We start from the raw sequence: 20,694 nt of genomic DNA, 5'->3' as shown, positions 1-20,694 counted from the left end.
AGGGGGGCGCGACCGATGGCCGCTGAACCTGTGGAGATCGGGCTGGGCACGACCTACGTGGCCTACGAGCCCGAGGTGCGCGAGCGCCTGGAGCGGGACGCCAAGGAGATCGTCGCCCGCTACCCCCAGCCGCGCTCGGCGCTGCTGCCGCTGCTGCACCTGGTGCAGTCGGTGGACGGCCACATCACCCCGGCGGGCGTGGAGTTCTGCGCCGAGACCCTGGGCATCACACCCGCCCAGGTCACCGGCGTCTACACCTTCTACACCCAGTACAAGCGCGCGCCGGTGGGCGAGTACCACGTGGGCGTCTGCATCAACACGCTCTGCGCGATCATGGGCGGCGACCAGATCTGGCGGGAGCTCAGCGAGCACGTCGGGGTCGGTCACGACGAGGCCACCCCCGACGGCAAGGTCTCGCTGGAGCGGATCGAGTGCAACGCCGCCTGCGACTTCGCCCCGGTGATGACGGTCAACTGGGAGTTCTTCGACAACATGACTCCCGAGAAGGCCAAGCGGCTGGTCGACGACCTGCGCGCCGGCGAGCAGGTCGCGCCGACCCGCGGCGCCGACACCGTGTGCACCTGGAAGGACGCCTCCCGGGTGCTGGCCGGCTTCAACGACGGCCGGGCCGGTGAGGGCACGCAGGCCGGGCCCGAGTCGCTGGTCGGCCTGAAGCTCGCCAAGGAACGCGGCTGGACGGCGCCGCCGGCCGAGGCCGACCGCCCGCAGCCGCACGAGCCGGCCAAGGGCCCGATGGCCCCGGGCAACCGGGAGGACATCAACAAATGACCACGCTGACCCCCATCCTCACCAGGAACTGGGACCAGGCCGACTCCTTCACCCTCGCCGCCTACGAGCGCGAGGGCGGGTACGGCGCGCTGCGCACGGCGCTGGGCATGGAGCCCGACACGATCGTCTCGGCGGTCAAGGACTCCGGCCTGCGCGGCCGGGGCGGCGCCGGCTTCCCCACCGGCATGAAGTGGGGCTTCCTGCCGCCGAGCAGCGACAAGCCGCGCTACCTGGTGGTCAACGCGGACGAGTCCGAGCCGGGCACGTGCAAGGACATCCCGCTGATGATGGCCAACCCGCACGTGCTGGTCGAGGGCGTCGTGATCAGTGCGTACGCGATCCGCTCCAACCACGCGTTCATCTACGTGCGCGGCGAGGTGCTGCACGTGATCCGCCGGTTGCAGCAGGCGGTCGCCGAGGCGTACGAGGCCGGCTACCTCGGCAAGAACATCCTCGGCTCCGGCTACGACCTGGAACTGGTCGTGCACAGCGGCGCCGGCGCGTACATCTGCGGCGAGGAGACGGCGCTCCTGGACTCGCTGGAAGGGTTCCGCGGCCAACCTCGGCTGAAGCCTCCCTTCCCGGCGGTGGCCGGCCTCTACGGCGGCCCCACTGTGATCAACAACGTCGAGTCGATCGCCTCGGTTCCCTCGATCGTCGAGAACGGGGCCGACTGGTTCGCCGCGATGGGCACCGAGAAGTCCAAGGGCTACGGCATCTTCTCGCTGTCCGGGCACGTCACCCGGCCGGGCCAGTACGAGGCGCCGCTGGGCATCACGCTGCGCGAACTGCTCGACATGGCCGGCGGTATCCGGGAGGGGCACCGGCTGAAGTTCTGGACGCCCGGCGGGTCGTCCACCCCGATCTTCACCGACGAGCACCTGGACGTGCCGCTGGACTTCGAGAGCGTCGGCGCCGCGGGCTCCATGCTCGGCACCCGGGCGCTGCAGATCTTCGACGAGACCACCTGCGTGGTCCGGGCGGTGCTGCGCTGGTCGGAGTTCTACGCGCACGAGTCGTGCGGCAAGTGCACCCCGTGCCGCGAGGGCACCTACTGGTACAAGCTGACGCTGGCCCGGCTGGAGCGCGGCCAGGGCTCCGAGGAGGATCTGGAGACCCTCCTGGACCTGTCCGAGAACATCCTGGGCCGGTCGTTCTGCGCGCTGGGCGACGGCGCGACCAGCCCCGTGGTCTCGTCCATCCAGCTGTTCCGCGACGAGTACCTCCAGCACTTCGAGCAGGGCGGCTGTCCCTTCGACCCCGCCGCCTCCACCCTCTGGGCAGGTGCGAAATGACCCTGACTGACGAGAACGCGGTCGAGAAGGCCGTGACGATGGTGCCGGTCACCATCGACGGCTTCGAGATCGAGGTGCCCGAGGGCACCCTGATCATCCGGGCCGCCGAGCTGCTCGGCATCCAGATCCCCAGGTTCTGCGACCACCCGCTGCTCGACCCGATCGGTGCCTGCCGCCAGTGCCTGGTGGAGATCCCCGACGCGGGCAACGGGCGGGGGATGCCCAAGCCCGCCGCGTCCTGCACCACCACCGTGATGCCGGGGATGGTGGTCAAGACCCAGCTCACCTCGCCGGTGGCCGACAAGGCCCAGCACGGCGTGATGGAGCTGCTGCTGATCAACCACCCGCTGGACTGCCCGGTCTGCGACAAGGGCGGCGAGTGCCCGCTGCAGAATCAGGCGATGTCCAACGGCCGGGGCGAGACGCGGTTCGCCGAGCGCAAGCGCACCTTCCCCAAGCCGATCCCGCTGTCCACCGAGGTGCTGCTGGACCGGGAGCGGTGCATCCAGTGCGCCCGCTGCACCCGGTTCTCCGACCAGATCGCCGGCGACGCCTTCATCGACCTGTTCGAGCGCGGCGCCAAGGAGCAGGTCGGGGTGGCCGAGGACAAGCCGTTCCAGTCCTACTTCTCCGGCAACACCGTGCAGATCTGCCCGGTCGGCGCGCTGACCGGCGCCGCCTACCGGTTCCGGTCCCGCCCATTCGACCTGATCTCCACGCCCAGCACCTGCGAGCACTGCGCGGGCGGTTGCGCGCTGCGCACCGACCACCGGCGCGGCAAGGTCACCCGGCGGCTGGCCGGCGACGACCCCGAGGTCAACGAGGAGTGGAACTGCGACAAGGGCCGGTGGGCGTTCACCTACGCCACCCAGCCCGACCGGCTGGCCACGCCGCTGGTCCGCAACGAGCGGGGTGAACTGGAGCCGGCGAGCTGGCCTGAGGCGCTGACCGTCGCGGCCCGCGGCCTGGCCGCCGCCCGCGGCCGGACCGGCGTGCTCGCCGGGGGCCGGCTCACCCTGGAGGACTCCTACGCGTACGCCAAGTTCGCCCGGGTCGCGCTCGGCACCAACGACGTCGACTTCCGCGCCCGGGCCCACTCGGCCGAGGAGGCCGAGTTCCTGGCGGCGGCGGTCGCCGGCCACGACATCGACGTGACCTACACGGACCTGGAGCGGGCGCCCGTGGTGCTGCTCGCCGGCTTCGAGCCGGAGGAGGAGTCCCCGAGCGTCTTCCTGCGGCTGCGCAAGGCGCACCGCAAGACGGGGCTGCGCGTCCTGTCGATCGCCCCGTACACCAGCAACGGGCTGCGGAAGGTCGGCGGCACGCTGATCCCGACCGTGCCCGGCGGCGAGGCCACCGCGCTCGACGCGCTGGACGCCGAGCCGCTGCGCGCCGCCGGTTCGATCATCATGGTCGGCGAGCGGCTGGCCACCGCGCCGGGCGCGCTGTCGGCCGCGCTGCGGCTGGCCCGCGCGACCGGGGCCCGGCTGGCCTGGGTGCCGCGCCGGGCCGGGGAGCGGGGCGCGCTGGAGGCCGGCGCGCTGCCCGGCCTGCTGCCGATCGGCCGCCCGGTGACCGACACCGCGGCCCGCGCCGAGGTCGCCCGGGCCTGGGACGTCACCGACCTGCCCGCCACGCCGGGCCGGGACACCGCCGGCATCCTGGCGGCCGTCACCGGCGGCGAGCTGGACGCGCTGCTGGTCGGCGGGGTGGACCCCTACGACCTGCCCGACCCGGAGGCCGCGCTGGCCGCGATCGAGGCGGCCTCGTTCGTGGTCAGCCTGGAGCAGCGGGTGAGCGCCGTCACCGACCGGGCCGACGTGGTGCTGCCGGTGGCCGCGGTCGCCGAGAAGGCCGGCACGTTCGTGAACTGGGAGGGCCGGGGCCGCCCGTTCGAGGCGGCGCTGAAGGTCTCCAGCGTCATGCCGGACCTGCGGGTGCTCAACGCGCTGGCCGGTGAGCTGGACGTCCACCTGGGCCTGCCCGGACCCGAGGCGGCCCGCCGCGAGCTGGCCGGCCTGGGCACCTACCGCGGGTCCCGCCCGGCCGGGCCGAGTACCGCCGCGCCGATGCCGCCGAAACCGCGGCCGGGCGAGGCGCTGCTGGCCACCTGGCGGCAGCTGCTGGACCTGGGCCGGATGCAGGACGGCGAGCCCTTCCTGGCCGGCACGGCCAAGCCCACGGTGGCCCGGCTGGCGCCCGGCACGGCCGCGGGGATCGGCGCGTCCGGTGCGGTCAGGGTCTCCACCGAGCGGGGCGAGGTGGTCCTGCCGCTGGAGCTCACTCCAGATCTGCCCGAGGGGGTGGTCTGGCTGCCGACCAACTCGGCGGGCAGCACCCTCCACCGCGACCTCGGCGTGTCCGCCGGGGCGGTCGTGCGGATCGCGAACACCGATGGGAGCGTGGCATGAGTCCCTACGCGGCCCCGGCGGACCCGACGCTGGAGACTTTCGGCCGGGACCCGTGGTGGCTGATCGGCGGCAAGGTCCTGGCCATCTTCGTGTTCCTGGTGCTGACCGTCCTGCTGTCGATGTGGGTCGAGCGCCGGGTGATCGGGCGGATGCAGCTGCGTGTCGGCCCCAACCGGGCCGGCCCGTTCGGCCTGCTCCAGGGGCTGGCCGACGGCGTCAAGCTGGCGCTCAAGGAGGACATCGTCCCCCGCCAGGTCGACAAGCTCGTCTTCATTCTGGCGCCGATCGTCTCGGCCACCCCGGCGTTCGTGGCCTTCAGCATCATCCCGTTCGGGCCGACCGTGTCGATCTTCGGTCACCAGACGGCGCTGCAGGGCACCGACCTGCCGGTGGCGGTGCTGCTGGTGCTGGCCATGGCCTCCATCGGCGCGTACGGGATCGTGCTGGCGGGCTGGGCGTCGATGTCGCCCTACTCGCTGCTGGGCGGGCTGCGCTCGGCCGCGCAGATCATCTCCTACGAGATCGCGATGGGCCTGTCGTTCGTCGCGGTCTTCCTGTTCGCCGGGACGATGTCCACCACGGGCATCGTCAACGCGCAGGCCGACCGGTGGTTCGTGGTCCTGCTGCTGCCGTCGTTCCTGATCTACGTCGTGACGATGATGGGCGAGTCCAACCGGATCCCGTTCGACCTGCCCGAGGGCGAGGGCGAGCTGGTCGGTGGCTTCCACACCGAGTACTCGTCGCTGAAGTTCGCGATGTTCTTCCTGGCCGAGTACATCAACCTGGCCACCCTGTCGGCCCTGGCCACCACCCTGTTCCTGGGCGGCTGGCGGGCCCCGGCCCCGATCTCCACGGTCTGGGCGGGCGCCAACGAGGGCTGGTGGCCGGTGCTGTGGTTCCTGGCCAAGCTCTGGCTGTTCATCTTCTTCTTCATCTGGCTGCGCGGTTCGCTGCCCCGGGTCCGGTACGACCAGCTGATGAAGCTGGGCTGGAAGGTCCTGATGCCGGTCTCGCTCGGCTGGATCATGCTGGTCGCCACCGTCCGGGCGCTGCGCAACGACGGCCAGGACACCCGGGAGCTGGTCGTCTACGGCGGGGTCGCGGTGGTCGTGATCCTGCTGGCGATGTTCGTCTGGGAGGCGATGTCCGGCCGGGCGGAGGGCGAGGAGCCCGACACGGCCGAACCCGCCGAACCGGCGGCGGACGCGGGCGGCTTCCCGGTGCCCCCGATGGACGCCCCGCACTACCACGGGGTCGGCGTCCCGGCGCAGGCCCGCCGCGACAACACCACGCGTAAGGAGGTCACCAGTGGGCTTCACTGACTTCCTGAACCCGGTCAAGGGGTTCGGCGTCGCCTTCCACCAGCTCTTCACCAAGAGCGAGACCGTCCAGTATCCCGAGGTGAAGAAGCCGACCGCGCCGCGCTTCCACGGCCGGCACCAGCTGAACCGCTGGCCGGACGGGCTGGAGAAGTGCGTCGGGTGCGAGCTGTGCGCCTGGGCCTGCCCGGCCGACGCGATCTACGTGGAGGGCGCCGACAACACCGAGGAGGAGCGGTACTCCCCGGGTGAGCGGTACGGCCGCGTCTACCAGATCAACTACCTGCGCTGCATCCTGTGCGGGCTGTGCATCGAGGCGTGCCCGACCCGGGCGCTCACGATGACCAACGAGTACGAACTGGCCGACGACAGCCGCGAGAGCCTGATCTACACCAAGGACATGCTGCTGGCGCCGCTGCGCGAGGGCATGGAGACGCCGCCGCACCCGATGCGGCTCGGCGACGACGAGACGGACTACTACCGCCTCGGGCTCCAGACGGAGGAAAGCGGAGAGTCCAAATGAACCCGACCCTCCTCGCCGAGGCGCAGACGCACGCGGCCGAGCCGTTCGTGTTCTGGCTGCTGGCGATCGTCTCGGTGAGCGCCGCGCTCGGCATGATCCTGATGCGCAAGGCGGTGCACGCAGCGCTGCTGCTGGCCGTCGTGATGCTCTCGCTGGCGGTGCTGTACGCCGTGCTGGAGGCGCCCTTCCTGGCCTTCGTCCAGGTGATCGTCTACACCGGCGCGGTGCTGATGCTCTTCCTGTTCGTGCTGATGCTCGTCGGGGTGAGCTCGACCGACTCGCTGGTCGAGACGATCCGCGGGCAGCGGCTGTGGGCGGCGCTCGCCGGCCTGGGCTTCGTCGGCCTGCTGGCCGCCGGGGTCGCCGGCGCGGCGCTGCCGACGACGGCGGGCCTGGCCCGGGCCAACGCGGAGGGCAACGTGGTCGGGCTGGCCCGGCTGCTGTTCACCAAGTACGTCTTCGCCTTCGAGGTGGCCAGCGCGCTGCTGATCACCGCGGCGCTGGGCGCGATGGTGCTCGCGCACCGCGAGCGGCTGGCGCCGAAGGCCACCCAGCGGGCGCTGTCCAAGGCGCGCTTCCTGGGCGACCACCCGACCCCGCTGCCCGGGCCCGGCACCTACGCCCGGCACAACGCGGTGGACATGCCGGCGCTGCTGCCCGACGGCACCACCTCCGAGCTGTCGGTCAACCCGATCATCGCCCGCCGCACCGCCACCGCGGGGATGCACACCGACCTCGAAGGCCGCACCGAGGAGCAGGCGGCCGGGGACGACATCGCCGCGGTCCGCGCGGCCACCGACACGGCCGCCGACGCGGACGCCCAGGACCGCGAGGTCAAGGCCGGCGTTCCGACGGCCGGCAACAAGGAGGCGGGGAAGTGAGCCCCACCCATTACCTGGTGCTCTCGGCGATCCTGTTCACCATCGGCGGGATCGGCGTGCTGGTGCGCCGCAACGCCATCGTGGTGTTCATGTGCGTTGAGCTGATGCTCAACGCCACGAACCTGGCGTTCGTGTCGTTCGCCCGCATGCACGGGAACCTCGACGGCCAGATCATCGCCTTCTTCGTGATGGTCGTGGCCGCGGCCGAGGTCGTGGTGGGCCTCGCGATCCTCATGACGATCTTCCGGACCCGCAGGTCGTCGTCGGTCGACGACGCGAACCTGCTGAAGTACTGAGAGGCCGGGCATGAAAGCGGAAGGCATCCAGGCACTGGCCTGGCTCCTCATCGCGCTGCCGCTGGCGAGCGCGGCCGTCCTGCTGCTGGGCGGGCGGCGCACCGACCGCTGGGGGCATCTGCTCGGCACGCTGGCGCCGGTGCTGTCGTTCGTCCTCGGGCTGGCGATGTTCGTCCAGATGCTGGGCTACTCCGGTGCGGAGCGGCGCCGGGCGGTGCACCTGTACGAGTTCTTCTCGGTCGGCGGCTTCAAGGTCGACGCCGGGCTGCTGCTCGACCCGCTGTCGATGACCTTCGTGTTGCTGATCACCGGGGTGGGCTCGCTCATCCACGTGTACTCGATCGGCTACATGTCGCACGACGCGAACCGGCGCCGGTTCTTCGCGTACCTGAACCTGTTCGTCGCGGCGATGCTGCTGCTGGTGCTGGCCGACAACTATGTCGGCGTGTACTTCGGCTGGGAGGGCGTCGGTCTCGCCTCCTACCTGCTGATCGGCTTCTGGCAGCACAAGCCGTCGGCCGCGGTGGCGGCCAAGAAGGCGTTCGTGGTCAACCGGGTCGGCGACATGGGCCTGGCCATCGCGATCATGCTGATGTTCGCGACCTTCGGCACCGTCGGGTTCGAGCAGGTCCTCGGCACCGGCGCGCACCACGAGGGCCTGGCGACGCAGCTCAGCACCGGCACGGCCACCGCGATCGGCCTGCTGCTCCTGCTCGGGGCGTGCGGCAAGTCCGCCCAGCTCCCGCTGCAGTCCTGGCTGCTGGACGCGATGGAGGGCCCGACCCCGGTGTCGGCGCTGATCCACGCGGCCACCATGGTCACCGCGGGCGTCTACCTGATCGTCCGGTCGGCCCCGATCTTCGAGATGTCGCCGGACGCGCAGCTCGTCGTCACGATCGTCGGCGCGGCCACGCTGCTCGCCGGTGCGATCATCGGTTGCGCCAAGGACGACATCAAGAAGGCGCTGGCCGGCTCGACCATGTCGCAGATCGGCTACATGGTGCTGGCGGCCGGGCTGGGCCCGGCGGGCTACGCCATCGCCATCGCGCACCTGGTCGTGCACGGCTTCTTCAAGGCCGGGATGTTCCTCGGTGCCGGGTCGGTCATGCACGCCATGAACGACGAGGTGAACATGCGCCGCTACGGCGGCCTGGCCAAGATCATGCCGATCACCTTCGTGACGTTCGGCCTGGGCTACCTGGCGATCATCGGCTTCCCGGGCTTCGCCGGGTACTTCACCAAGGACCTGATCATCGAGGCGTCCTGGGCGCACAACCCGGTGCTCGGCGCGTGCGCGATCCTCGGCGCCGCCATCACCGCGTTCTACATGTCCCGGCTGATGTTCATGACCTTCTTCGGTGAGAAGCGCTGGGCCGAGGACGCCCACCCGCACGAGTCGCCGCCGGTGATGACCTGGCCGCTCGTCCTGCTGGCGGTCGGGTCCGTGTTCGGCGGCGCGTTCATGATCCTGGGCGACCGGTTCATGCACTTCCTGGAGCCGGTGGTCGGCGCCCCCGAGCACCACCACGGGTTCGACCCGCTCGCCCCGGTGGGCCTGCTCACCCTGGCGGTCGTCGCCGCGGGCGTCGCGCTGGCCTGGGCGATGTACGGGCGCCGGCCGGTGCCGGTGGAGGCCCCGCGCGGCGGGGTCCTCACCAAGGCCGCCCGCCGCGACCTGTACGGCGACGCGCTGAACGAGTCGCTGCTGATGCGGCCCGGCCAGTGGCTCACCCGGCTGACCGTCTTCTTCGACAACAAGGGCGTGGACGGCCTCGTGAACGGCCTGGCGGCCGGGATCGGCGGCACGTCCGGCCGGGTCCGGCGGGTGCAGACCGGCTTCGTCCGCTCCTACGCGCTGTCAATGTTCCTGGGCGCCGCGCTCGTGGTGGCGGCCCTCCTGGTGGTGAGGGTCTGATATGGACGACTTCCCGTGGCTGAGCCTCCTCATCGCGCTGCCCGCGGTGGGCGCGCTGGCCCTCGCGCTGCTGCCCAAGGGGAGCGACGCGCTGGCCAAGCGGCTCGCACTGGCGATCTCGCTGGTGGTGGCCGCGCTGACCGTGGTGCTCGCGTTCCGGTTCGAGGTCGGCGGTCCCCGCTTCCAGTTCGCCGAGAAGTACTGGTGGATCAAGCAGTTCGGGGTGCACTGGGGGCTCGGCGTCGACGGCCTCGCGCTGGCGATGATCGTGCTGTCGGCGATCCTCGTCCCGCTGGTGCTGCTGGCGTCGTGGAACGCGGCCGACCGGTACGGCGGGGCGGGCGAACCCCCGGCCAGTGCCGGTGACGGCACGCCCGCGCGGACCCGCTCGGCCAAGGCGTACTTCGCGCTGATCCTGGCGCTGGAAGCGATGATGATCGGCGTCTTCGCGGCGACCGACGTCTTCCTCTTCTACGTCTTCTTCGAAGCCATGCTCATCCCGGTGTACTTCATCATCGGCTACTACGGCGGGCCGCAGCGCTCGTACGCCGCGGTGAAGTTCCTGCTCTACTCGCTGTTCGGCGGGCTGCTCATGCTCGTCGCGGTGATCGGGCTGTACGTGCTGTCGGCCCGGCCGCCCGCGCAGGGCGGGCTCGGCGAGGGCACGTTCATGGTGGACCAGCTGGCCCGCCTGGACCTGGACCCGACCACCGCCAAGTGGCTGTTCCTGGGCTTCTTCATCGCGTTCGCGATCAAGGCGCCGCTGGTGCCGTTCCACACCTGGCTGCCGGACGCCGCCGGGCAGGCCCCGGCCGGCGCCCTGGTGCTGATCGTCGGCGTGCTCGACAAGGTCGGCACCTACGGAATGCTGCGGTTCTGCCTGGAGCTGTTCCCGGGCGCCGCCAAGTGGGCCACCCCGGTGGTGCTCACCCTGGCGGTGATCGGGATCGTCTACGGCGCGATCCTGGCCATCGGGCAGATCGACCTCAAGCGCCTGATCGCCTACACCTCGATCTCGCACTTCGGCTTCATCGCGCTGGGCATCTTCGCGATGACCTCGCAGGGCCAGGCGGGCGCGATGCTCTACATGGTCAACCACGGCTTCGCCACCGGGGCGCTGTTCCTGGTCGCCGGGTTCATGATCGTGCGGCGTGGTTCGGCCCGCATCGACGCCTACGGCGGGGTGCAGAAGGTGGCGCCGCTGCTGGCCGGGGCCTTCCTGATCTCCGGCCTGGCCAGCCTGTCGCTGCCCGGGCTGGCGCCGTTCGTCTCCGAACTGCTGGTCCTGGTCGGGACGTTCTCCCAGTACCAGGTCGCCGCGGTGGTCGCGACGACCGGTCTGGTGCTGTCGGCCATCTACATCCTGTGGGCGTACCAGCGGACCATGAACGGCCCGACCGCCGACGCGGTCAAGGGCATGCCGGACCTGAGCCGCCGCGAGGTGGCCGTGGTCGCTCCCATCCTGGCGATCATCGTGGCCCTGGGCTTCTACCCCAGGCCGGTGCTCGACATGGTCAATCCAACGGTGAAGCAGACGATGAGCCGCGTCCAGACGCAGGACCCGGCCCCCACCGTCGCTGAGAAGGGAGCGCGCCCGTGAACGTCACCGGCGTTCTCGCGCAGAACGACATCCCGGCGCCGCACATCGAGTACGGCGACGTCGCCCCCCTGCTCGTGGTGTTCGGCGTGGCCGTGCTCGGCGTGCTCGTCGAGGCGTTCGTGGGCCGGGGCTGGCGCTACCGGGTGCAGGTGCCGCTCGCCTTCCTCGGCCTGGTCGCGGCGTTCGGCTGGACGATCGCGCTGGCTGCCCGCGAGCGGCCGCCGCACCTGGTGGCGGCCGAGGGCGCGCTCGGGGTGGACGGCCCGACCCTGTTCCTGTGGGGCACCATCGCGGTGCTCGCCCTGGTCAGCCTGCTGCTGATCGCGGAGCGGGACCAGTCGCACTTCACCGCCCAGGCCTCGGCGCTGCCCGGCAGCGAGGCCGAGCAGGAGACCATGGCGGCCGGCTTCGTGCAGACCGAGGTCTACCCGCTGATGATGTTCGCGGTCGGCGGGATGATGATGTTCCCCGCGTCCAACGACCTGCTGACGATGTTCGTGGCCCTGGAGGTCCTGTCACTGCCGCTGTACCTGCTGTGCGGCCTGGCCCGCCGGCGGCGCCTGCTCTCGCAGGAGGCGGCGGTCAAGTACTTCCTGCTGGGCGCGTTCTCCTCGGCGTTCTTCCTGTACGGTGCGGCGCTGCTGTACGGCTTCGCCGGCTCGGTGCGGCTGTCGGACATCGCCACCGCGATCAGCCGGAACACCGGTGACGAGACCCTGCTGCTGGCCGGGGTGGCGCTGCTGTCGGTCGGCCTGCTGTTCAAGCTCGGCGCGGTGCCGTTCCACATGTGGAAGCCGGACGTGTACCAGGGCGCCCCCACGCCGATCACCGCGCTGATGGCGTCCTGCACGCTGGTGTCGGCGTTCGGTGCGATGCTGCGGGTGTTCTACGTGGCGCTGGAGAACCTGCGCTGGGACTGGCGGCCCGCGATCTGGGCCGTGGCGATTCTCACCATGGTCGTCGGCGCGGTGATCGCGATCACCCAGACCGACGTCAAGCGGATGCTGGCGTACTCCTCGATCGCGCACGCGGGCTTCCTGCTCACCGGCCTGGTCGCCACCACGACAGCGGGCCTTTCGGGCACATTGTTCTACCTGGCCGCGTACGGGTTCACCACCATCGGGGCGTTCGCCGTGATCACCATGGTGCGCGACGCGGGCGGCGAGGCGGCGCACTTGAGCCGCTGGGCCGGGCTGGGCAAGCGCTCCCCGCTGGTGGCCGGGACGTTCGCCTTCTTCCTGCTGGCGTTCGCCGGTATCCCGCTGACCAGCGGCTTCACCGGCAAGTTCGCGGTGTTCTCGGCGGCGGTCGAGGGTGGCGCGACGCCGCTGGTGGTGGTCGGCGTGCTGGCCTCGGCGGTGGCGGCGTTCTTCTACGTCCGCGTCATCGTGGTGATGTTCTTCAGTGACCCGGAGCCCGACGGTCCCGCGGTGGTGGTCGCGCCGACGACGGTGGCGGCGGTGGCGCTGGGACTGGCGGCTACTGTGGTACTCGGCGTGCTGCCGCAGCCGGTGCTGGATCTGGCCGGGCAGGCCGCCGGTCAGCTCTTCGTCAGGTAGTAGACGGGCTCAGCCCGTTCGGCTAGGGGGTCCTTCGGTGTCTGATGTTCCGTTCGGGTTGCGGGTCGACGAGGACCTGGCGGCGGACATGCAACAGCGGCTCACCGCGGTGGAGGATCATCTGCTCGACACGGTCCGCAGCGAGGACACGCTGCTGACCGAGGCGTCCCGGCACCTGGTCGAGGCGGGCGGCAAGCGGTTCCGGCCGATGCTGGTGCTGCTGGCGGCCCACTTCGGCGACCCGGCCGCGCCCGGGGTGATCCCGTCCGCGGTGGTGGTCGAGCTGACGCACCTGGCGACGCTCTACCACGACGACGTGATGGACGAGGCGCCGCTGCGCCGTGGCGAGCTGTCGGCCAACTCCCGGTGGACGAACACGGTCGCGATCCTGACCGGCGACTACCTGTTCGCCCGGGCGTCCGACCTGCTGGCCGACCTGGGCCCGGAGAGCGTGCGCATCCAGGCACGCACCTTCGCCCGGCTGGTCCGCGGCCAGATCCAGGAGACGGTCGGGCCGGGCCCGGACGCCGACCCGCTCAAGCACTACCTCCAGGTGGTGGCCGACAAGACGGCCTCGCTGATCGCCACCTCCGGGCAGTTCGGCGCCATGCTGGCGGGCGCCCCGCCGCATGTGGTGGACACGGTCACCTCGGCGTGCGAGAAGATCGGGGTGGCCTTCCAGCTGTCCGACGACATCCTCGACATCGCCTCGGAGTCCGACCAGTCGGGCAAGACGCCCGGCACCGACCTGCGCGAGGGCATCCGCACCCTGCCGGTCCACCACGTGCTGGCCGGCACCGACCCGGCGGACGCCCGGCTGCGCGACCTGCTGCGCGCCGACCTGTCCGACGACGACGCGCTGCACGCCGAGGCGCTGACGCTGCTGCGCGCCCACCCGGCGATGGCCCGGGCCCGGGCCGACCTGGCCCAGTGGGCCGAGGACGCCCGTACGGAGCTGCGCACCCTGCCGGACGTCCCGGCCCGGTCGGCCTTCGAGTCCCTCTGCGACTACGTGGTCTCGCGTACCGGCTGAGCCGGGACCGGCAGGACGGGCAGCCGGAGCCGGTTCCGGCGGGCGGTGCGCAGGCCGTCGGTGGTGAAGACCAGCAGGGCGGCCCAGACCAGGACGAAGCCGATCCACCGGCTGGCGGGCATCGGCTCGCGCAGCACGAGCAGGCCGATCAGGAACTGCAGGACCGGGGCGAGGTACTGCAGCATGCCCATGGTGCTCATCGGGATGCGGATGGCCGCGGCGTTGAAGAGCATCAGCGGCACGGCCGTGATCACTCCCGCGGCCGCCAGCAGGAGGACGTGTCCCGCCCCGTGGTGGCCGAAGCTGGCGGTGCCCCCCGCCTGCAGGGAGATCGCGAAGATCAGGGCGGGGACGAACAGCACGGTGGTCTCGACGGTGAGGCTCTCCGCGGAGGGCATGCTCACGTACTTCTTGACCAGGCTGTAGGTCCCGAACGAGGCGGCGAGGGTCAGCGCGATCCAGGGCGGCCGGCCGTAGTCGGCGGTCAGCACCACCACGGCCAGGGCACCCAGCCCGATCGCGGTCCACTGCGCCGGCCGCATCCGCTCGCGGAACAGCAGGACGCCGAACATCACGTTGATCAGCGGGGTGATGAAGTAGCCGAGCGCGGTCTCGATGGTGTGACCGCTGTTGACGCCGTAGATGTAGGTGCCCCAGTTGACGGAGATGACCGTCGCGGCCAGGGCGAGCAGGCCGGCCTGTTTGAGGGTGAGGGTCCGGAGCCAGCCCCAGTGCCGGCGGACGGCGAGGATGGCGAGTACGGCCACCAGGGACCACATGATCCGGTGGGCCAGGATTTCGAGGGGTTGGGCGGGCTTCAGCAGCGGCCAGTAGAGGGGGAACAACCCCCAGATACCGTAAGCCGCGACGCCAAACGCGATGCCGCGACGGTTTTGCACCGACGAAGACTATCAGCGCGTAATCAGCAAAACCATGTGATGGTCATGACTCTTGCCGGTTCGGGACGGTACACCGCGGGCCGGGGGAGGTAGCCTGAGGACGTGTTCGGTTTCGCGAAGACGCAGATGGTGTCCCCCGAGAAGGCGCTCCCCGGCCGCGACGTGCCGCTTCCCGTGGCGCCCCGCCACACGGTGCTCGACGGCCCGCTCGCGCCCCCCTACCCCGACGGCGCCGAGATCGCCGAGTTCGCGCTCGGCTGCTTCTGGGGCGCCGAACGCAAGTTCTGGGAGACCCCCGGGGTCCTCTCCACCGCGGTCGGCTACCAGGGCGGCCACACCCCCAACCCCACCTACGAGGAGGTGTGCTCCGGCCAGACCGGCCACACCGAATCCGTCCGCGTGGTCTACGACCCCGCCAAGGTCTCCTACGAGGACCTGCTCCGCGTCTTCTGGGAGTCCCACGACCCCACCCAGGGCATGCGCCAGGGCAACGACGTCGGCACCCAGTACCGCTCCGCCATCTTCACCCACGGTGCAGCCCAGGCGGCCACCGCCGAGGCGTCCCGTCAGGCCTACCAGCAGGTCCTCAAGGCCAACGGCTACGGCGACATCACCACCGAGATCGTCCCGGCCCCCGAGTTCTTCTTTGCTGAGGACTACCACCAGCAGTACCTCTCGGACAGCAAGAACCCCAACGGCTACTGCGGCATCGGCGGCACCGGCGTGAGCTGCCCGGTGGGCCTCACCGGCAACTCGTAGGCACTGGCGTGCCGCGGGCTGGACGATCTTCGACTCGGGCGGTGCGGGGCTCGACGAGGACGGGCCGAGGACGGTCGATCATTTCGGTGTCGCCGGACAGTGGCCGGGTGACCGAAGACATAGGTATATACCGATTCACGAGTTGGATATACGGGGGTGGGTCGTGGCCAAGAGGCTAATTGACATCGACGAGGATGCTCTCGCCGCCGCGGCCGAGGTGTACGGCACCGACACCATGAAGGACACCGTCAACATGGCGCTCGCCGAGGCCGCCGCCGTACTGCACCGCCGCCAGGCGCTTTCGCGGCTCCGCCGACGTGCCCTGGCGGGGCAGTTCGACGACCTGTACGACAAGGACGGCTACCGTCCCAGGCCTTCCATCGCCGATGCTGACGCCGGAGCCGCCGTCCGTTGACCGCCCCTGGCTCGCTGACACCTTCGCCGTCGTTCGGCTGCTCCGTGACGAGCAGGCGTACGCCCAATGGGAGGACATGCCGGCGCCCCGTCTCGTCGCCATCTGCCCGATCACCGAACTGGAGATCCTCTACAGCGCCCGGTCGCCCGCTGACCGTGCCGATCTGCTCGACGAGTTGGGTGAGGTGTTCGGCTGGCTTGCCGTCCCCGATCGGGCGTACGAGCGTGCTCTGGCGGTCCAGGCGGAACTGACGGCACACGGGCGGCACCGCGCCCCGGGCCCCGTTGACCTGCTCGTCGCCGCAACTGCCGACCTGCACGGCGTCACACTGCTGCACTATGACCGTGACTTTGACCAGATCACCAACGTGTCCGGCCAGGCCACGCAGTGGCTCGCCGAACCCGGCGCCCTCGACCGGCCCAAAGGATGAACCGGCCGTTGTCCGCCGGGCTGTCCCTACGGGTCACATGGGAGCACAGACCAGGCGGTACCGGCGTGAGCTGCCCGGTGGGCATCGCGCCTGCGGTCGGCTGACGGTCGCTTCGGTTCGATTGGTGAAAGTCCGGTTGGGCCCGTCGCCTGCTCTATAGCATCGATGCTATGAGCTGGGGTACTGTGGAGCTTGAGCCGGAGGTGCGTGAATGGTTGGAGCGTCTGCCGGCCACGCAGTTCGCCGCTGCGGCGTTCTACATCGATCTGTTGGCCGGTCAAGGGGTGCTGCTGGGCGAGCCGTACACGCGGCAGCTCGACGGCAAGCTGCGGGAGTTGCGGTTCCATCTCGACAGCGAGGCCGTGCGCGTGACGTACTGGATAGCTTCGGGCAGGCGGATCATCCTGCTCACGGTGTTCCACAAGACGCGCATGCGGGAAGATCGAGAGGTTGAGCGGGCTCGCCGAGCGCTGCGGCTGTGCGTGGCAGAGGCGCATACGGTGGACGCTGAAGAAGGGTGAGACCGATGAGTGAGCGGTCCGACTGGAGCGCGTTGCGTGAGCGTCGTATGGCCGAGCCTGGAGCGGCCGAGGCCTACGCTGCCACCCGCCTGGCCTACGAGCTGGGGTGCACCGTCCGGGCTCTGCGCGAGGAGCGCGGGTGGAGCCAGCGCCGGCTGGCGGAGGCTGCCGAGATGACGCAGTCGGCCGTGGCCAGGTTCGAGGCCGGCGGCACGGTTCCGACCCTGCCCGTCCTCGAACGCCTCGCCAACGCCCTCGGCGCCGAACTCGTCGTCCAACTCCGGACTCCGGCCGCATGAATCAGACGCCGACAGGCCGGCGGATAAGATTGCGCTCCTGTTGACGGTCTTCGCCCGCTACGTGGTGGCCCCGACGGATTAGGCTTCCTTGCCGTGGCTGATGGCGGTGGGCGGCGGATCCTCTACGTCGTGGTCTGTGCCGCTCCGGCGGCGGCCGATGTCGAGGTGTTCGTTCGGCTGGCACAGTCCGCGGGGTGGCGGGTGTTCGTGATCTCGTCCCCGTTGGGGCGGCGGTTCGTGGACGTGCATTCGCTGGCCTCGCTGACTGGTGAGGCGGTGCGGAGCGAGTTCCGGATGCCGGGGGAATCGAAGGGGATGCCGTCCGCCGATGCGGTGGTGGCTCCGGCGACGTTCAACACGGTCAACAAGTGGGCGACGGGGATCACCGACACGTTCGCGGTCGGGTTGCTGTGCGAGCTGATGGGGTTCGGCGTGCCGATCCTGGCCGTGCCGCAACTCAAGGACGCGCTGGCCCGGCATGTGGCGTTCGAGCGGAACCTGGAGGTATTGCGGTCGATGGGGGTGCGGGTGCTGTTCGATCCCGCTGCGCCCCCGCATGCGCGCATGCCACGCTGGGAACCGATCCTGGAGGAGCTGCACTCCATCCTCGACGGTTGACCCCCGGCGGAGAGGACTACGGGCCTTGAACGCGCACGCGGAGATCGGACAGCGAATCGCCTGGAACCGGGGCCGCTCGCAGGTGGTGGTCACCGGGCCGGAGCGCCCCGGCCGGTGTGCGACCCCTACACGGACCGCGGTGCCGGACGTAGCCTGAGGGTGCGATGGCTGGGAGGTACCGCGCATGGCCGAGGTGAACGCTTCGCTTGACCCGGCGCTGCCGTTCGAGGCGCGTCTTCGGTACTTCCGGGAGCGGGCGGGGATGTCCCGCACGGTTCTCGGCGGGCTGGTGGGACGGTCGGCCGAGTGGGTCAAGGGGCTGGAGACCGGGCGGTTGTTGCAGCCCCGGTTGCCGATGCTGCTGCGGCTGGCCGAGGTACTGGAGATCACCGACCTGGCCGACCTGACCGGCGAGCAGAAGCTGTCCGTGGCGACCTACGGGAAAGCCTCACATGAGGCTCTGTCGGCGGTGTCGGACGCGGTCACCGACTACCCGCTCATCCCGCGGGACGCCGAACCCGAAGGCGTCGCGGCGCTGGCCGCCCGGGTGGGGCAGGCCTGGGAGTTGTGGCACGGCGCCCGGCGGCAGCGGACGGCGGTGTCCGTGGTACTTCCGGGACTGATCCGCGATCTCGGCTCGGCCGTCCGGCTCCACGACGGGGCCGACCGGCGGGCGGCTCTCGCGCTGCTCGCGCAGGTCTACCACCTGACACAGCTCTACCTGGCCTTCCAGCCGGCCCCCGAACTGGTGCACCTGGTCGGCGACCGGGCGATGATGGCGGCCCAGGACGCCGACGACCCGCTGGCCATCGCGGCGGCGGCCTGGTACATGAACCACATCTTCCGCGATGCCGGGGACCGTGACGCGGCCCGGATCGAACTGGCCACCCGCGCCGCCGGCCTGCTGCGCCCGGCCGACGGCGGCGAGCACCTGGCGCTGTGGGGCCTGCTGAATCTCGCGATCGCCCTGTCGCATGCCAGGTCGGGCCGCGAAGGTGACGCCCTGCGGTACTGGGACAAGGCCGGCGAGGCCGCCCGCGGTCTGGGCGGCGACTACAGCCACCCTTGGCTGATCTTCGGCTCCGGCATGGTCGACGCCTACGCCGTGACGATCCAGGCCGACCTGACCCACGGCGGTGAGGCGACCCGGCAGGCCGACCGGCTGGACCTGGACGCCATGCCCTCGGCCACCCGCCGCAGCTTCCACCTCATGGAGACCGCCCGCGGCTATCTGATGCGGCGCGAACACGTGGCGACCGTCCACCTGCTGAAAAAGGCGTGGAACGAGTCACCGGACACGGCCCGGTTCAGCCTGTTCGCCCGCTCGGCGGTCCTCGAACTCACCGACAAGGGCGGCAGCACGATTCGCGACGACGTGACCGAACTACGCGGCCACCTCGGTCTCGCCGTGGCCTGATCGCCGAAGGGGTACGACCTGTACCCTTCAACGCTGGGTGACAACACCGACCCGGACGGTGTGCGGATCGCTCCTACGGTCGTCGCATGCCCAACCACGACACCACCGCGGACCATCCCCCCGCACGCCGAGAACGCCAGGCTCTCCCCAGAACCATCACGAGTGAGGAACGAGCGTACGTTGACGCGCTGGTGACGGCGCTGACCCGGCGGGGCCTGTCGGCCCGTGCTCTGCGGGGCGGGGTGGTGCGGGCGGAGAACCGCACGGCGCTGCCCGCGGAGGGGAACCGGATGGGGCGGGCGCTGCATCCGGGCCTGCGCCAGGAGGTGGTCTGCCGCCCGGCGGACGGGGACGGGTCGTTGTGGTGGCACTGGGTGTGGTCGGGGCCGACCCGGGACGCTCCCGATGAGTTGGAGCCGCTGGGTCCGGCCGGAGAGTTGACGGCGGCGGCCGACAAGATCACGGCTGTTCTGGCGCTGCGCCCGGAGGACGGCTCGTGACGGTGGCGCTGGACCGGCAGGCACCTGATCCCCGGGTGGTGGCCGCGCGCCTGGAGAGCCGGCGGGCAGGGGCGGTGGTCTGGTGGGGTGGGCACACCGGGGCGTGGTGGGCGATGGTGTGGGTGCGGGGCCGCTGGCGGTTGCTGGAGACGATCACCGCTGAGGTGATGGAGCAGGCGCTGAGGGACCCGGCGACTTGGCCGTGGCCTGTTACCAAGACCACACGACCCGACCGGTAACCCCTGGAGGGGCGGGTGGATTCGCCCGAGGTAGACAACCCGCACCCGATGAGTTCCCAGCCTGTTCACCGCTCACCACGTGCCCGACCGCCTCGCGGCCTGGACAGGCTGCTCCTACGATGGCAGGAGCCTTGCCTGGACCGGCCAAATAGCCTTCACCCTGGCCGTCGATCGGCGGGAGGTTGGCGCACACCCCTGAAAGGACGCCTGACCTGCATGAACACCGCCAATGAAGATCAATATCGAGAGCCATCCAAGATCGCCCACCTGAGGTTGGCGCATGATCTTGCAAATCCGCAGGTCACAGGCTCATAATCGGGGGTACTGTCGCAGACCGCGACAAAACCGCATCGGATTGAAACGCCGAGACGAGTGGGTGGGTGTTCGCCAGGTCCCAGAGTCGCAGGCCGAGATAAAACCGCATCGGATTGAAGCGCAGGATGAGCGCGACCGACTGGTCCCATTGCTCCAGGGCGCGGGTCCCCAGTAAAAAGCCCCGCCAGTCCCGGAGGACGGCGGGGAGTAATAGCTGAAGGTTACGAAAATGGAGCGGCCGGTGTCAATCTGCCGCGTCACCGGGTCGCGGCGGGCTTACTGCAGGCTGAGGGTGTATCTGCAGATTCGTTGAGCGATGCCGCTGGTGGGCTGTACGCGTGGCAAGTTGCGGGAGCGCCGGATGGTCGAGCCCGAGGTGGCCGAGGCACACACGGCCACCCGGCTGGCCTGCGTAGTTGGGGGTACTGTCCGGGCCCTGCGCGAGGAACGCGGGTGGGGCCAGAGCCGGCTGGCGGAAGTCGCGGAGATGACGCAGTTGGCCGTGGTCAGGTTCGAGGCCGGTGGCACTGTCCCGACCCTGCCCGTCCTCGAACGCCTCGGCGCCGAACTCGTTCAGCTTCGAACCCCGGCCGCGTGAATCGAGTCGCGGTCTGCGCCCAGACTGGGGTAAGCAACCAACATGTGTGCGGGCTCCCTGCAA

22 protein-coding genes are annotated in these 20,694 nt (G+C 70.5%); 21 read left to right on the top strand and 1 reads right to left on the bottom strand.

Annotation, left to right across the window (positions count from 1 at the left end):
- Positions 1-15: 15 nt before the first annotated feature.
- From nuoE to DPM19_RS11200, 11 genes are all read left to right on the top strand, one after another.
- Positions 16-789, top strand: a complete 774-nt coding sequence (gene nuoE, locus DPM19_RS11250; protein WP_111865884.1) for an NADH-quinone oxidoreductase subunit NuoE — start codon at positions 16-18, stop codon at positions 787-789.
- Positions 786-2,084 (top strand): NADH-quinone oxidoreductase subunit NuoF, encoded by a 1,299-nt coding sequence (gene nuoF, locus DPM19_RS11245; protein WP_111865881.1) that lies wholly within the window; start codon positions 786-788, stop codon positions 2,082-2,084. The genes nuoE and nuoF overlap by 4 nt, the downstream gene beginning before the upstream one ends.
- Positions 2,081-4,495 (top strand): NADH-quinone oxidoreductase subunit G, encoded by a 2,415-nt coding sequence (locus tag DPM19_RS11240; protein WP_111865879.1) that lies wholly within the window; start codon positions 2,081-2,083, stop codon positions 4,493-4,495. The genes nuoF and DPM19_RS11240 overlap by 4 nt, the downstream gene beginning before the upstream one ends.
- Positions 4,492-5,817, top strand: a complete 1,326-nt coding sequence (gene nuoH / locus DPM19_RS11235; protein ID WP_111865877.1) for an NADH-quinone oxidoreductase subunit NuoH — start codon at positions 4,492-4,494, stop codon at positions 5,815-5,817. The genes DPM19_RS11240 and nuoH overlap by 4 nt, the downstream gene beginning before the upstream one ends.
- Positions 5,804-6,337, top strand: coding sequence for an NADH-quinone oxidoreductase subunit NuoI (nuoI, locus tag DPM19_RS11230; protein ID WP_111865874.1), 534 nt, complete (start codon positions 5,804-5,806; stop codon positions 6,335-6,337). The genes nuoH and nuoI overlap by 14 nt, the downstream gene beginning before the upstream one ends.
- On the top strand, positions 6,334-7,218 hold the full coding sequence (locus DPM19_RS11225) for an NADH-quinone oxidoreductase subunit J (RefSeq protein ID WP_111865872.1): 885 nt from the start codon (positions 6,334-6,336) through the stop codon (positions 7,216-7,218). Before nuoI ends, DPM19_RS11225 begins: the two co-directional genes overlap by 4 nt.
- Positions 7,215-7,514 carry an NADH-quinone oxidoreductase subunit NuoK gene (nuoK, locus tag DPM19_RS11220; protein ID WP_111865869.1) on the top strand — a complete coding sequence of 100 codons (300 nt, stop codon included), beginning with the start codon at positions 7,215-7,217 and terminating at the stop codon, positions 7,512-7,514. The genes DPM19_RS11225 and nuoK overlap by 4 nt, the downstream gene beginning before the upstream one ends.
- A 10-nt stretch (positions 7,515-7,524) precedes the next feature.
- On the top strand, positions 7,525-9,429 hold the full coding sequence (gene nuoL, locus DPM19_RS11215; protein WP_111865866.1) for an NADH-quinone oxidoreductase subunit L: 1,905 nt from the start codon (positions 7,525-7,527) through the stop codon (positions 9,427-9,429).
- A gap of 1 nt (position 9,430) precedes the next feature.
- The gene (locus DPM19_RS11210) at positions 9,431-11,029 is read left to right on the top strand and encodes an NADH-quinone oxidoreductase subunit M (RefSeq protein WP_111865864.1); all 1,599 of its coding nucleotides are present in this window, start codon (positions 9,431-9,433) and stop codon (positions 11,027-11,029) included.
- Positions 11,026-12,588, top strand: coding sequence for an NADH-quinone oxidoreductase subunit NuoN (gene nuoN, locus DPM19_RS11205; RefSeq protein WP_111865861.1), 1,563 nt, complete (start codon positions 11,026-11,028; stop codon positions 12,586-12,588). The genes DPM19_RS11210 and nuoN overlap by 4 nt, the downstream gene beginning before the upstream one ends.
- 88 nt (positions 12,589-12,676) lie before the next feature.
- On the top strand, positions 12,677-13,621 hold the full coding sequence (locus tag DPM19_RS11200) for a polyprenyl synthetase family protein (RefSeq protein WP_111866382.1): 945 nt from the start codon (positions 12,677-12,679) through the stop codon (positions 13,619-13,621).
- Here the strand turns inward: DPM19_RS11200 and rarD are convergent.
- Complete coding sequence (gene rarD, locus DPM19_RS11195; protein ID WP_233510036.1) at positions 13,597-14,466, bottom strand: EamA family transporter RarD; 870 nt, start codon at positions 14,464-14,466, stop codon at positions 13,597-13,599. The two genes, DPM19_RS11200 and rarD, sit on opposite strands and share 25 nt — an antisense overlap.
- A gap of 156 nt (positions 14,467-14,622) precedes the next feature.
- On the opposite strand from rarD, the gene msrA reads away from it, so the two are divergent.
- The 10 genes from msrA to DPM19_RS11145 all read left to right on the top strand — a co-directional run bounded on the left by msrA (position 14,623) and on the right by DPM19_RS11145 (position 20,631).
- Positions 14,623-15,279, top strand: coding sequence for a peptide-methionine (S)-S-oxide reductase MsrA (msrA, locus tag DPM19_RS11190; protein WP_199484987.1), 657 nt, complete (start codon positions 14,623-14,625; stop codon positions 15,277-15,279).
- A 163-nt stretch (positions 15,280-15,442) separates the two neighbouring features.
- Complete coding sequence (locus DPM19_RS11185; protein WP_111865859.1) at positions 15,443-15,694, top strand: type II toxin-antitoxin system VapB family antitoxin; 252 nt, start codon at positions 15,443-15,445, stop codon at positions 15,692-15,694.
- A complete protein-coding gene (locus tag DPM19_RS11180) occupies positions 15,666-16,124 on the top strand; it encodes a PIN domain nuclease (RefSeq protein WP_111865856.1) in 459 nt (152 codons plus the stop codon). The genes DPM19_RS11185 and DPM19_RS11180 overlap by 29 nt, the downstream gene beginning before the upstream one ends.
- Before the next feature lie 170 nt (positions 16,125-16,294).
- Positions 16,295-16,645 (top strand): type II toxin-antitoxin system RelE/ParE family toxin, encoded by a 351-nt coding sequence (locus DPM19_RS11175; RefSeq protein ID WP_111865854.1) that lies wholly within the window; start codon positions 16,295-16,297, stop codon positions 16,643-16,645.
- Between the two features lie 5 nt (positions 16,646-16,650).
- On the top strand, positions 16,651-16,944 hold the full coding sequence (locus tag DPM19_RS11170; RefSeq protein WP_111865851.1) for a helix-turn-helix domain-containing protein: 294 nt from the start codon (positions 16,651-16,653) through the stop codon (positions 16,942-16,944).
- Positions 16,945-17,037: 93 nt separating this feature from the next.
- Positions 17,038-17,562, top strand: coding sequence for a flavoprotein (locus DPM19_RS11165; RefSeq protein ID WP_111865849.1), 525 nt, complete (start codon positions 17,038-17,040; stop codon positions 17,560-17,562).
- 184 nt (positions 17,563-17,746) lie between these two features.
- Positions 17,747-18,979 (top strand): helix-turn-helix domain-containing protein, encoded by a 1,233-nt coding sequence (locus DPM19_RS11160; protein ID WP_111865846.1) that lies wholly within the window; start codon positions 17,747-17,749, stop codon positions 18,977-18,979.
- Positions 18,980-19,065: 86 nt separating this feature from the next.
- Positions 19,066-19,479 carry a hypothetical protein gene (locus DPM19_RS11155; protein ID WP_146778818.1) on the top strand — a complete coding sequence of 138 codons (414 nt, stop codon included), beginning with the start codon at positions 19,066-19,068 and terminating at the stop codon, positions 19,477-19,479.
- Complete coding sequence (locus DPM19_RS11150) at positions 19,476-19,718, top strand: hypothetical protein (RefSeq protein WP_111865841.1); 243 nt, start codon at positions 19,476-19,478, stop codon at positions 19,716-19,718. The genes DPM19_RS11155 and DPM19_RS11150 overlap by 4 nt, the downstream gene beginning before the upstream one ends.
- A 676-nt stretch (positions 19,719-20,394) precedes the next feature.
- A complete protein-coding gene (locus DPM19_RS11145; RefSeq protein WP_111865839.1) occupies positions 20,395-20,631 on the top strand; it encodes a helix-turn-helix domain-containing protein in 237 nt (78 codons plus the stop codon).
- Positions 20,632-20,694 lie beyond the last annotated feature (63 nt).

Source organism: Actinomadura craniellae (genome assembly GCF_003289645.1).
Lineage (GTDB): Bacteria > Actinomycetota > Actinomycetes > Streptosporangiales > Streptosporangiaceae > Actinomadura_D > Actinomadura_D craniellae.
The sequence above is the reverse complement of the archived record's forward strand: the minus strand, read 5'-3'. Positions and strand labels throughout refer to the sequence as shown.

Excerpts from the sequence above, each read along its gene's own strand:
- DPM19_RS11175 (WP_111865854.1), top strand. The coding sequence starts at position 16,295 with ATGAGCTGGGGTACTGTGGAGCTTGAGCCGGAGGTGCGTGAATGGTTG.
- DPM19_RS11200 (WP_111866382.1), top strand. The coding sequence starts at position 12,677 with ATGCAACAGCGGCTCACCGCGGTGGAGGATCATCTGCTCGACACGGTC.
- nuoF (WP_111865881.1), top strand. The coding sequence starts at position 786 with ATGACCACGCTGACCCCCATCCTCACCAGGAACTGGGACCAGGCCGAC.
- DPM19_RS11160 (WP_111865846.1), top strand. The coding sequence starts at position 17,747 with ATGGCCGAGGTGAACGCTTCGCTTGACCCGGCGCTGCCGTTCGAGGCG.
- DPM19_RS11180 (WP_111865856.1), top strand. The coding sequence starts at position 15,666 with ATGCTGACGCCGGAGCCGCCGTCCGTTGACCGCCCCTGGCTCGCTGAC.
- nuoH (WP_111865877.1), top strand. The coding sequence starts at position 4,492 with ATGAGTCCCTACGCGGCCCCGGCGGACCCGACGCTGGAGACTTTCGGC.
- DPM19_RS11155 (WP_146778818.1), top strand. The coding sequence starts at position 19,066 with ATGCCCAACCACGACACCACCGCGGACCATCCCCCCGCACGCCGAGAA.
- DPM19_RS11225 (WP_111865872.1), top strand. The coding sequence starts at position 6,334 with ATGAACCCGACCCTCCTCGCCGAGGCGCAGACGCACGCGGCCGAGCCG.
- DPM19_RS11240 (WP_111865879.1), top strand. The coding sequence starts at position 2,081 with ATGACCCTGACTGACGAGAACGCGGTCGAGAAGGCCGTGACGATGGTG.
- DPM19_RS11170 (WP_111865851.1), top strand. The coding sequence starts at position 16,651 with ATGAGTGAGCGGTCCGACTGGAGCGCGTTGCGTGAGCGTCGTATGGCC.
- nuoL (WP_111865866.1), top strand. The coding sequence starts at position 7,525 with ATGAAAGCGGAAGGCATCCAGGCACTGGCCTGGCTCCTCATCGCGCTG.
- DPM19_RS11145 (WP_111865839.1), top strand. The coding sequence starts at position 20,395 with ATGGTCGAGCCCGAGGTGGCCGAGGCACACACGGCCACCCGGCTGGCC.
- nuoE (WP_111865884.1), top strand. The coding sequence starts at position 16 with ATGGCCGCTGAACCTGTGGAGATCGGGCTGGGCACGACCTACGTGGCC.
- DPM19_RS11210 (WP_111865864.1), top strand. The coding sequence starts at position 9,431 with ATGGACGACTTCCCGTGGCTGAGCCTCCTCATCGCGCTGCCCGCGGTG.